The sequence below is a fragment of the Methanothermobacter wolfeii genome (assembly GCF_025397995.1).
GTDB classification, from domain to species: Archaea; Methanobacteriota; Methanobacteria; order Methanobacteriales; family Methanothermobacteraceae; genus Methanothermobacter; species Methanothermobacter wolfei.
This window is the reverse complement of record NZ_CP104550.1, coordinates 666265-677740: the sequence shown is the minus strand read 5'-3', so window position 1 is coordinate 677740 and position 11476 is coordinate 666265. Positions and strand designations below refer to the sequence as shown.

The 11476-nt window shown below is 37.1% G+C and carries 10 protein-coding genes; all 10 read right to left on the bottom strand.

Annotation, left to right across the window (positions count from 1 at the left end; all coding sequences use genetic code 11):
- The 10 genes from N5910_RS03825 to N5910_RS03780 all read right to left on the bottom strand — a co-directional run bounded on the left by N5910_RS03825 (position 1) and on the right by N5910_RS03780 (position 11470).
- The gene (locus N5910_RS03825) at positions 1-1089 is read right to left on the bottom strand and encodes a glycosyltransferase family 4 protein (RefSeq protein WP_261599806.1); all 1089 of its coding nucleotides are present in this window, start codon (positions 1087-1089) and stop codon (positions 1-3) included.
- 255 nt (positions 1090-1344) lie between these two features.
- The gene (locus tag N5910_RS03820) at positions 1345-1926 is read right to left on the bottom strand and encodes a hypothetical protein (RefSeq protein ID WP_261599805.1); all 582 of its coding nucleotides are present in this window, start codon (positions 1924-1926) and stop codon (positions 1345-1347) included.
- Positions 1889-2899, bottom strand: a complete 1011-nt coding sequence (locus N5910_RS03815) for a DUF2206 domain-containing protein (RefSeq protein WP_261599804.1) — start codon at positions 2897-2899, stop codon at positions 1889-1891. The genes N5910_RS03820 and N5910_RS03815 overlap by 38 nt, the downstream gene beginning before the upstream one ends.
- Positions 2900-3177: 278 nt before the next feature.
- Positions 3178-3459 carry a hypothetical protein gene (locus N5910_RS03810; protein ID WP_261599803.1) on the bottom strand — a complete coding sequence of 94 codons (282 nt, stop codon included), beginning with the start codon at positions 3457-3459 and terminating at the stop codon, positions 3178-3180.
- A 153-nt stretch (positions 3460-3612) separates the two neighbouring features.
- Complete coding sequence (locus N5910_RS03805; protein ID WP_261599802.1) at positions 3613-5703, bottom strand: DUF2206 domain-containing protein; 2091 nt, start codon at positions 5701-5703, stop codon at positions 3613-3615.
- Entirely contained in the window at positions 5700-6884 is a 1185-nt protein-coding gene (locus N5910_RS03800; RefSeq protein WP_261599801.1) for a glycosyltransferase family 4 protein, read from the bottom strand. The genes N5910_RS03805 and N5910_RS03800 overlap by 4 nt, the downstream gene beginning before the upstream one ends.
- Before the next feature lie 57 nt (positions 6885-6941).
- The gene (locus N5910_RS03795; protein ID WP_261599800.1) at positions 6942-8087 is read right to left on the bottom strand and encodes a glycosyltransferase family 4 protein; all 1146 of its coding nucleotides are present in this window, start codon (positions 8085-8087) and stop codon (positions 6942-6944) included.
- A 52-nt stretch (positions 8088-8139) separates the two neighbouring features.
- A complete protein-coding gene (locus N5910_RS03790; RefSeq protein ID WP_261599799.1) occupies positions 8140-9063 on the bottom strand; it encodes a glycosyltransferase in 924 nt (307 codons plus the stop codon).
- On the bottom strand, positions 9060-10508 hold the full coding sequence (locus N5910_RS03785; RefSeq protein ID WP_261599798.1) for a radical SAM protein: 1449 nt from the start codon (positions 10506-10508) through the stop codon (positions 9060-9062). Before N5910_RS03785 ends, N5910_RS03790 begins: the two co-directional genes overlap by 4 nt.
- A complete protein-coding gene (locus N5910_RS03780) occupies positions 10505-11470 on the bottom strand; it encodes a glycosyltransferase (protein WP_261599797.1) in 966 nt (321 codons plus the stop codon). Before N5910_RS03780 ends, N5910_RS03785 begins: the two co-directional genes overlap by 4 nt.
- Between the last annotated feature and the right edge of the window lie 6 nt (positions 11471-11476).

The window sequence follows — 11476 nt, the reverse complement described above, 5'->3', positions numbered from 1 at the left end:
TTATTCCTCACATATATACCTTACAGCCGCATTAAATCCTTCAACCATGTGATCATATGTGAATCCATCATTTATTATCTTTCTAGAAGCATCACCCATCCTCCTTTCAAGGTCAGGGTCATCTAGTATTTTCTTTATAGATAAGGCCAGTGCTTCAACATCTCTCTCAGGTACCATGAATCCATTAACACCATCCCTGATCAGGTTATATGCACCTCCAACAGCCTCCGTTGCAATAACTGGTTTACCGCATTGCATGGCTTCATTAAGTACAAAAACCCATGGATCACCTATTTTAAACGTGATAGATGGCACAACAACAACATTCGCCATTAAATAATAGGTGCATATTTCATCCTGAGATGCTTTGCCTGCAAAAAATACATTATCGATTTTCAGTTCTTCAACAAGTTTTTTAAGATTTTCTTCTTCATCACCATAACCCACTATAACTAAAGAGGATTCTGGATCATCTAACACCCCAAATGCCTTTATAAGGTAGTCAACACCTTTTCGTTTTACCAAACGTCCTACGTATAGTACAATTTTTTTATTGAAATCTCCCTTTATATTATTATTTTTTATTTTTATATGAGTTGCATTGGGCATTATAAATATCTTTTCACTTTTAGTGAGCTTTTCATAGTATTTCTTGTGTATGGTCCCTGGTACTACAATAGCATCAGCCAGCTTCGAGAAAATTTTTACTAATGGATTTATAAGTTTTCTCTTGGTTGAAAATCCCCAGTCCCAATCCTCCCTGAAGAGCAGTATCTTCTTCCCTCTCAGCTTTGCAATAGCATATATTATCATCGTTTTAACTAATTCAGGAATATTATCCCATGAACCTCCAACCACCAGATCATAATCAGCTTTTAAAAGCTCCTTTGCAAGATCAAAAATGCTACCAGAAATTTTATAATCCAATCCCTCCATCTCTTTAATCGCATCCTTATATGATTCTGCATAAACGTCTCCAATAATATTAAAATCTGTGAAAAAATATTTGATTTCAAATAATTCATTCAATTTTTTGAAAAAAGGTATTCTGTACCACATAGCCGTATTATGTATGAAAAGTATTTTCATGATCTGACACCACATTCTTTTCTTGATTTTTAGTTTTAAGCCCCAGATTATAAATCCTTCTAACTTATGCATCTTACACTCTTTAGTGTCAAGTTCAAGACCAGTAGAGGAAATTCGGCTCGGCTATTAACCTTTTTGAGGTCTTAACTGTACCTACAACCTGCGCTACAGATCCCTTATTCCATGAACAGTTCGTATTCGTTATGAGTATTTTAGTCATAATATGGCCTCCAATTGTTATACATTTTAGTATCATTATTTTGATAGTATCTTAGAGTAACCGTTATCATAAATAACATTTGACTTAGCAATTCTATTTATAGTATTTAGGAGCGTGTCGTTTTCTAGAGAAGAATCTAAAATTATTTTTTTATTTAAAACATTATATCTGGACAGATATCCATAGTAATTGTTTATTCCAGAAGGACTTGTATAGTTAAGAATTCTAAATTTTTTTGCTGTGAATATTTCCTCCGTGAAAAAGCTCATTTTAAAATTCCCAGTAGAAAATCCTTTACCAAACGAACATACTGAAAAAAGGAACTTGTGATCTCCAATATTATCAAAGAGCACAACCTTCTTTTCATCACCAAAATGCAATACCCATAAGGCACTGTAAACGTCGCTTTTGTAGACCGTACCCGCATCAAGCACGGTCTTTTCAGAAAATTCTGGAAATGCACGCCCTGGAGCATCACCTAAACTGTAAACGAGGGAAGTCCCAGCAATAAACTGTAAAAAAAGTACTGAAGAAAGTATTAATACTCTCCACTGGACTAAAGATCCTCTATTAAAAACTCTAAAGAATTTTTCTGCAATAAATTCCCCCCCCCCCAAAAACAAAGAAAATCGCAGTGAATATGAGAATATGGTAAAATAACCTTTCCACATCATAACCCTTCGTGACATAGGGAAGTACAACAGATAAAAAAAGGATAAATAGACCGACAAAGGATAAACAAATAAGATTAGCATTTAAATGCTCTGAATATCTTTTCCGAAGTGCATCCACAATACCTATGGCAATGAAACCAAGAGACAAATAGTGACTAATAATTCTCACAAACTGTGAAACATACTTAACCCCAACACCAAATGCTGTAGTAACAGTTCCACCTCTATAATCCATTACAAAAAATTTTGTAAGACTAGCAATAGTATTCCTAAAGAACTCAACTCCTGCAATGAACGGGACCCTAGTAACCTGGCCGAACCATAGAAATAAAACCGTGAAAAACAGAACACTGAAACCTATCGTAAGATTTGAATTATTCTCCTCCTTGAAGAACAATAATATTGAAGAGAACAAAAATATGAAAAAAGTTAGATAAGCCGTTGAGTAATGTGAGAATATTATCAGAATTGAGAATATTAAAAATAGAAGAGCCTTCTTCCACCCCATGATCCTATTATTTAACAAGACCATCACCGCCAGCGCAAAGAAGAAGACTGCCATCGCAGTTCTTAAATGTGTCGGCATATCCCACAGAAATGGCTGCTGAGATGCAAATAAAATTGCAGCTATTAAGGCTCTTCTACCACCATATTCCCTAAAAATATTGAAAACTATAATAGGAAGTAAAAAGAGACCACATTGCATTAATTTAAAGATACAATTCACAGATAATCCGCTCAATAATGAATAGATCGCTGGAAATATTGTAATACTTAAACAAGAATTATATGCACCCGCATAATTTGAAATAGACCAATATCCCATTTTAAGTGTTAAATTACCCAGATAGTATTCAAGCATTGCATCATTGAATACCCATATATATTCTGAATATAAAGACACCACCAAAGCCATACTCAGACTAATATTAAATATGGCGGTTGTATAGGTTAGTGATGAAATACTTCCGCGAAAGATCGTGATCAAAGAAATAGCATAAACTATTACCAACATCATCAAAAAAATATTAAATAAAGGACTATGGTAAGTTCTCATAATATAAGAACCTATTATACCCATTAAAGGCAACAAAAACGACATTATCATCGGAGAGGTCAATTTTTCATTTTTCAGAGAACTTAAAATATTAAAATCAAATGAAATTTTATTTCTCGCCAAAATTAATTTTATCTTTAATTGATTAAAAGGTTCTTGAATGACCCACCATGCAATGTTAAAAATGCAGTTACTTTACTGCGCCATATTTTAAATAATGTTCTAAACCCTACCGGTCCATTAACCTGAATCACATCATATTTTTTGAGAAGTCTAGTATTAATCAGATCCTCATCAACAACCACTCCTTTATAACCAAGTTCATCGAAAACTTTTATATAAGAATCCAATGCGGTGTATATTCCACTCTTTTTTTGGTGGTAAAGTTTAAATGGATCGACAATCAAAATCTTCTTCAATTTTTCACCAACTTCATATTTTTAGGACAGTTGTATAGTGAAGAGCAGAATTTTTAATCTCACTGCACCAACATTAATCACGCCTATTTTTTATAGATTATTCTCCATAATATTGTCATCTTTAAATAGTAGAAGTTAATTTAACTAAAATCATTAAATATCACCTAAGATAAATACGCCACCATTATCATAAATTCTGTTTTTATAAGAAAGGATATTTCTGTATTCATCTATTCGCTCAACATTATCCATCTTTAACTTTCCTTTAATAAACCTTGGGGCTGCCAGGGGTGGATCCAGAAATACGAGGCCCTTATTAACATTCGTCCAACGGAGATAAACATATCCATTTTCAGTTCTTTTATTCTTAAAATATTCAATGTTCAATTTGGGATTGGTGTAAAACCCCTTAAGTATCCTTGAAGAACCAAATGCATCCGTGTTTATGGTTTTATTAGCCCCATGAACTGAAAGCCATTTTGCACCAGTAACCTCACTATCATAAATAAATGTTTCATATCGTCTCTCACCTCCACTATCATATGCATAAGAATAGGGAATACCAGCAAAGTGGTAATTCAAGTATGTGACAGATGAAAAAAGGATTAATAGGAGAACCAGAATTAAGGGTGTATCTGGCACTTTACGCCTTAAAATATCCCTTAAACTTTCAACACCAATTATAAATAAAGGCGCAAGGAAAACTAACATTTGTGTGAATAATCTCGTGCCACCATAACCCTTTGATACAAATGGTAAGATGATAAACGATGCAAGTAGTCCCAGGGAAATCATTACAGCGGCCGTGTATTCCTGACTCACATCATCCCTTCCTTTAAAGATTAAACTTAAAGCCCCGATACCTATCAGGAGAAAAATCAAATCATGTATAACCGTACTGAGGAGATTTGGAATCTGTGCTATACCTATACCCACTACTGAGAGCTCACTGTTATTTCTCATGTCTTCGGAGAAAAAGTTCCCCATGCTTGAGATTGTTCTTTCAAAGAAGGTGACAGCATCATTAAAAGAAGCTCCCGTTGCCTGGGCATTCCATGCAAATATAACCACAAAAAACAGAACAGCTACTGAAGCTCCAAAAAAGTAGCTCCTCTTTGGTTTTCCAAATGAAAACCTTTTAAGGACCCATACTACCGGCGGAATCATGAAGGTTAAAATTGCAAACACATAGGCTGTTGTGTAATGAGAGAAGACCGTTGATATCATGAATATTATGAATAAAAGCTTCTTATATGACCTCTTAAGGTCTGAAGTCAACACCATTATTGCAAGAGAGAAAAATATGAGTGCTATAACCTGCCTGCACCATCCAAGGATATAAATGAATGAAAACTGGAATATGAAGAGCAGAGAAGCATAAAATGCCATGTTCCTGTCCTTAAGGACCCTCTGACTGATGAAGTAAACTGCAAGGGGCATTACTGCTCCAAGGAAGCCATAGTAAAACTTGAAAATGTATGGGGCAGGTACATTCAGGATGAACCTGTAAACAGCAGGTAGTATGGTTACACTTAAACAGGCGTTATATGCATCATTTATTGTACCTGAAAACACCCAGTGGCCATTCATGAGGACTGACCTAAAGAGGTAATACTCAATATGGATGTCCCTCCCTATAACGTAATTTGATGGGAGACCGTTCATAATCAGGAGCGACAAGGCTATATTAAAGAGAGCGAAGGGGTATGTTAAATGATGTGACCTCTCCTTCAGGAGGGTCAAGAATATGATATAAAGAGGTATTGAGAGCAGGACTCCTAGTAGAAGCATATTGATGGAATAAGTGTTCATGAGGTATGACCCGAGGACTGTTATGACTGGAAACATGAAGGAGACTAATGCTGGTGAAAGGATCCCCTCCTTTAAATCAAAATCATGGGTCAACCTGCCGTCCGTCCTGAAGCGGTACCCTATTAAAAGGATTGCTATAAGTATATTCAGAGATGCAAGAAGTGGTAACAGGGAAATAGGTCGTGGGATTAATGGATAGGTCATGTTAAGCAGTAGCCCGGTGAAAATGAGTAGAAATAGACTTAAACCAACGGATAGAAGGCTTTTTTCAAGTAATTCAAGTTTAAGCCCCATTACCCTAATTAAAAGATAGCCAGGGACAAGACTAAAAAATATGAATGGTAACGACTGTCTTAGGAGTGGAATGTTCATAAGAACTGCTATATCTGTGATTAGAAGTAGAAGAATGAAATAAATAACATCCTTTCTCATAGTAATCCCCTGTAAATCCTTTCAAGTTTTTCTAGGTGTTCCTTTATTGTGTACTTTTTTGCACTTTCATGTGCATTTTTTTCGAATTCCTTTAATATAGAAGGATCCTCTACGAGTCTTTTAAGTGTACTCTTAAGCTCATCTTTATCTCCCGGCTCAAACAGAAAGCCGTTGCAACCTTCACTGACAAGTTCAGGGATCCCCCCAATATTGCTTCCAATTACGGGTGTTGAATGGGCAAAGCTTTCATATACAACCATCGGCGAATTCTCATACCATACTGAAGGAACAACAGTTACATTAGCCTTACCATACATTCCACTGAGCTCTTCACCCTCAAGGAATCCATGAAAAATTATTCTCTCATCGTCTCCGTGGAGTGCCTTCAGTTTATTCTCATCAGGACCTCGCCCCACGATATGGAGCCTTATGTTATCATCCCCAAGTTCCCTGAAAGCCCTTATCAGGACATCTACACCTTTATGTTTAGATAATGCTCCAACATAGAGGATATCAATTGTGATATAATCCTTCTCTATGATCTCAGGATCTTTTTCAACAGGATTAGGTATCACAGCAATCTCAGAGTCCCTGAAAAACCCCTGAGACTTTAATTTATCAATCAAAGACTTTGAAGGGGATATTACAAAGTCCGGTATCTTATCTATGAAAAATGAATTCACCTCCTTATAGAACCTACAAGGTATTCTTGGTTCAGTGCATATGCTCCCATCACCTTTAAGTAAATTCGCCCTCACACAGTAAACTGAGTAATCATGTACCGTGAAAACAACAGGAACATCTAATTTTTTAGCAGCTGAAAATGCCGCCCCTGAAAAACCCTTGAAATTATGTATATGGATAATATCTGGTTTTTCCTCCTTAAGAATATCTTTCAATTTAAGGTATGCTGAGGGGTTCCATAAGTCAATCAGATGCCATAAAAGCTTCTTAATAATACTCTGATCTGAAAGATTGTAGATACTGTATATATTAAGGGGTATGCGATATGTTTTAATGTCATCCACATCAACCTCCTCTGTCTTCGAGTGATGGTTGGTAGTAACCACAAAAACCTCATGTCCCCTTCTCTGAAGTTCCCTTGCGGTTTTCTCTGCAACCACCTCGGCACCGCCAATGATAGTGGGTTTATAAAGGCTTGAAATGATACATATCTTCACTTTAATCCCCCTTAATTAAAAACTTAACACCTTAATTCGATCATCACCACCTTTGTATTAGGCGGCTTTAAGATGTTCATATACTTTAAAGGTTTCATCTGCACACCGATCCCACGTAAACTTTTTTGATTGTCTTAGAGCCCTTTTTATCATTTTGGTCCTTAGATTCTTATTATTTAAAAGCTCGTATATTGCAGATGCGAATCCATCAACATCATAAGGGTCAACCATTATTCCACCATCACCAACAACTTCAGGGATCGCCGTACTATTAGATGCCACAACGGGAGTTCCACAGGACATTGCTTCAAGGGGTGGGAACCCAAAGCCCTCGGCTATTGATGGAAAGACGAATACATCAGCGAAATTATAGAATAGTGGGAGTTCGTATTCAGAAACGTGATCTAGTACCCTAATATCGTTATTTAAATCTAGCTTATTTATCAGTACAATGTTTCTATTACTTAGTTTGTTTATCTTTATAAGTACCACATCATCAACATCATTAAACTCATTTTTCAGTTTATAAAAAGACCTGATTAATGTTCCAACGTTTTTCCTTCCCACATCACTTCCAATATGCAATATGTATCTGCAATTTCTTTTTAATCCATATTTATCATATAAGCAATCATATTCATTGGTCTTTCTGAAAGTGTCTCGATCTACTCCTAAATAAGTTGTGAAGATATTTTCATGTGAAATGTTCCAATTTTTCACTAATTGGTTTTTTGTATAATTCGAAACTGTGATAATTGCATCAGCCCCTGTAATACCCTTATATAAAGGCATGCTAATGATCTTCCTGAAAATGTTATCAGGATGCGTGGCATAAAAAAGGTCATGGACAGTTATAACGGTTTTTTTAGATGAAAAACGTTTATAATATGTCAGAACAGATAAATCTTGAGAAGAAATATGATAAATATCATAAAAGCTGGGAATAAACCTTGCAGCTCTGCAGTCAAACAAAAATTCAGACCATATAAATTTTTCATTTTCCAAGAAAGGTATTTTTCTTAATTTAACAATGACTTTTTCCTCGCCATTCAATTTACACAAGGCTTTTCGTTCATTATCAAAAAGAAAATGATCAAACACTGTGTTTTTTTTATTTAGTTTATTTAGTGATCTATAAAGCGAAAAAATATATCTGCCTGTTGCAATGTTATTTGGTGAATTATTAATTAAAGCAACTTTCATACTATTCCTCCTCTATTACATGAAATAAAACTTATAAAAAACAATCTTTTAATCATAAAATACTTATATAAAATGACTCAACCATCGAAGTTATCCTTTCCCAGTCATATTTCCTGCCGTTCTCGATACAAGATCTTCTTAAGCTATTTCCACCATTGAGATGCATTGATATACTTTCTGCAATTTCCTTTTCAGAAAGATTATCCTTTATTCCAAGCTTTTCACAACAGCCTTTATAATAGTCGATCATGTCGCCTTTACCTACCATTACAAGCACGGCTTTTTTTTCATTATAGATTTTCTGAAAAGCCCTTAAAAGAATTTCAACTCCTTTATGAGTAGTTGCTCTGTTCATAACTCCAACAAAAAGTATTATATGATGGTCATAGGGTATTCTCCACTTCTCTCTTATATTTATTACTGGAGCATCATCGTATTTCTCTAAATCGACACCTGGGGGTATCCAAACAGTTTTGTCATTTAGTCCCTTTAGAAAATCTGATTCATTATAGGAGTATGGAGAAGGTGTTATTACTTTGTCCACTATATTTAATGTGATCTTATTAAATGTGTGATTATAAAGTGTAGAAAATACTTTCATTAACCCGTCAGCGTAGACATCATTGTGCCATGTAATGACGGATGGCAGATTGCAGATTTTGCATGCTATGGCAGCCATATCTGGAAAAAATGGAAGATAATAGTTAATATTACATATATCAAAATCATTATCTCTGATGTATGATACGATATCCTTAGCGAGAGTTAACTTTATGGGTGTCGTTGAGACTTTAAAATCAGACCTTAAAGTGTTTATCTGGATTTTATCATCATCGAGAGGGTGTTTTCTCTCATTGGATGTGCATAGAACCGTTATATCATGTTTGGCTGAAAGTTTCTCGGCAATCTTGTACATATAGAATTCAGCCCCTCCTCCATCCGGATAAAAATAGGGGGAAATCATCAGTATGTTCATGAGTACCCTCCGAGATATTTAAGGAACATCCTTGCTGAATAAATTAATCTCCTCAGCTCCGCAAGTCCATTTTTTCTCAGAACCTGTCTGAGGGCTGTTACAACATAGCCCGGTGAGAGATAATAATTACGTAGTATATCATTAACTTCCTCTGTTATCTCATCCTCAGTAAGCTCAGGATACCTTATAATTGATTTTTGGTGTCCGTTCTCATCAAGGTATTCGTTGGGATCATCCGTTAGAAGATAGCCATTCTCAATACACCAGGCATAGAACTCTGTACCCGGGAAAGGGGATGCAACAGATACCTGGAGGATGTCAGGTTTAATCTCCCCTATCAACTTCTTGGTGTTCCTGATTGTCTCATGTGTTTCTCCAGGAAGCCCTATAATAAAGTCTCCATGGACGAGGAGCCCTGCGCGCCTGGCATCCTCCGCAAACTGCCTTATATCCTCAACTGTGATGCCCTTCCTTATCCTTTTAAGTATATCATCATTACCCGACTCAAATCCAGTTATAAGTAATCTGCAGTTAGCCTCCTTCATGGCCTTCATAGTATCGTAATCCAGTCCAACCCTTGCATTGCAGGCCCATGTTACCCTAAGATCCCTCTCAAGATACTCCCTGCAAAACTCAAGGACCCTCTCCCTGTTAATGGTGAAGGTGTCATCCTCAAAGAAGACCTCCTTCACCTCTGGGAGGTTTCTTTCGATCCATTCAAGTTCATCAACCACGTTCTCGATACTTCTCACACGATACTTTCTTCCCATAAGGGTTTGTGGCCATGAACAGAATGTGCACTGAAAGGGACAGCCCCTCCCAGTGAAAATCTGGACCTCAGGATATAGTGAACTTCCAAGAAAGTAATCCTTTATATTCAGGAACTTCTTATAGACCCGGGATACAAAGGGGATATCATCAAGGTCCTCAGATGAACTCAGATTCCTTTCAGGGTTGTGGTGTATTCTCCCATCATCCTTATAGGATATGCCATTAACACCGTCAAGTTCATTTGAATGTTCAAGTACCCCTGCAAGTTCTTTTAGGGTGAAATCATATTCATATCTTGTTACAATATCCACAGCATCGCTTTCAAGTATTTTATCTGCAAATTGAGACCCTGGTGGACCCACAAAGACTGTTTTACATTCATAGTAGTCCTTTATAAATTCAGCCACCCCTATATCATTATTTAAACTTGGAAAGCTACTATCAATCACAAGGAGATCCGGGGCGAACTTTTCAACATCCCTGAGAACATCATCCCTGTCCCAGTCCCAGGCAGGTGCATCCACCAGTTTAATTTCATGGTCCTCCATAAGGTTTGCGGCAGCGTATGATAACCATATAGGATAATATAATGTGCCGCCACGGCCCGTGTCCTGCCATCTCATGCCACGTCCAAAATGGGGCATGTATGGTGGATTTAAAAGATAAACCTTCACTTGAAAACACCTCTTATCATTCCAGCTCCATATAAGAGTATCCACAGGTTAATAAGCATGAAAAAAGTCATCTTACTGCAGGTAAACCCCCTCGTGTAAATCAATGATACAAGAACTGTGCCCAGAACATAAAGAGCTGTTAACATGATTAAGAAGGCGAGAAAGACTGTATCTACAATGGATAGTACTGTAAGGAGAGCCAGGGCCAGGATTAGGAATACTGGTGCAAAGTGGAACCATCTTGCCATATCAGGGTGGATCTTTGTTGACTGCATCCTCCCCAGGCCGTATGTGTAGGCCATTGTCATGAAGCGCTTCCAGTTCTGGCGTCTATAATGCCAGACTCTCGCATGGGGTGTGTACAGAATCCTGTAACCCTTTTTTCTTATCCTGTAATCCAGTTCCTCATCATCGGTTGTTATAAGATCATGGTTGAAGCCACCGACCTCCTCGAGGACAAATTTACGGTACATCACATTACATGTGGGGTTATGGTGGACCTCCCTTACCTCTCCCCCCTCATAGGCATACCTTGGACCTGCTTTGCTCAGAAATGAGAGTACAAGTCCAACGCACCTTGCAAAGGGAGTATCATCCTCAGGTGTTAGGTTGGGTCCTCCAACTGCAGCAACATCATCATCAAAGGGTTCAAATAGTTTCATGAGCCAGTCCTTCTCCACAACACAGTCAGCGTCTGTGAATGCTATGAACTCTCCCCTAGCACTCCTGAAGCCCATGTCACGTGCCCTTGAAACGCCCACGCCATCTGTTTCAATGTACTGGTAGTTGAAGGACCATGATCCCTTCTCTATTAACTCAGCAGTGTTATCTGTTGAACCATCATTCACAATCACAATCTCAAGGAGGTCTCTAGGATAATCCAGTTCCTCCATTGCATGGAGGCATCTTTCAAGAATATCTGCCTCATTCCTCATGGGTATAACAATCGATACCGTCCTCAAATTAAA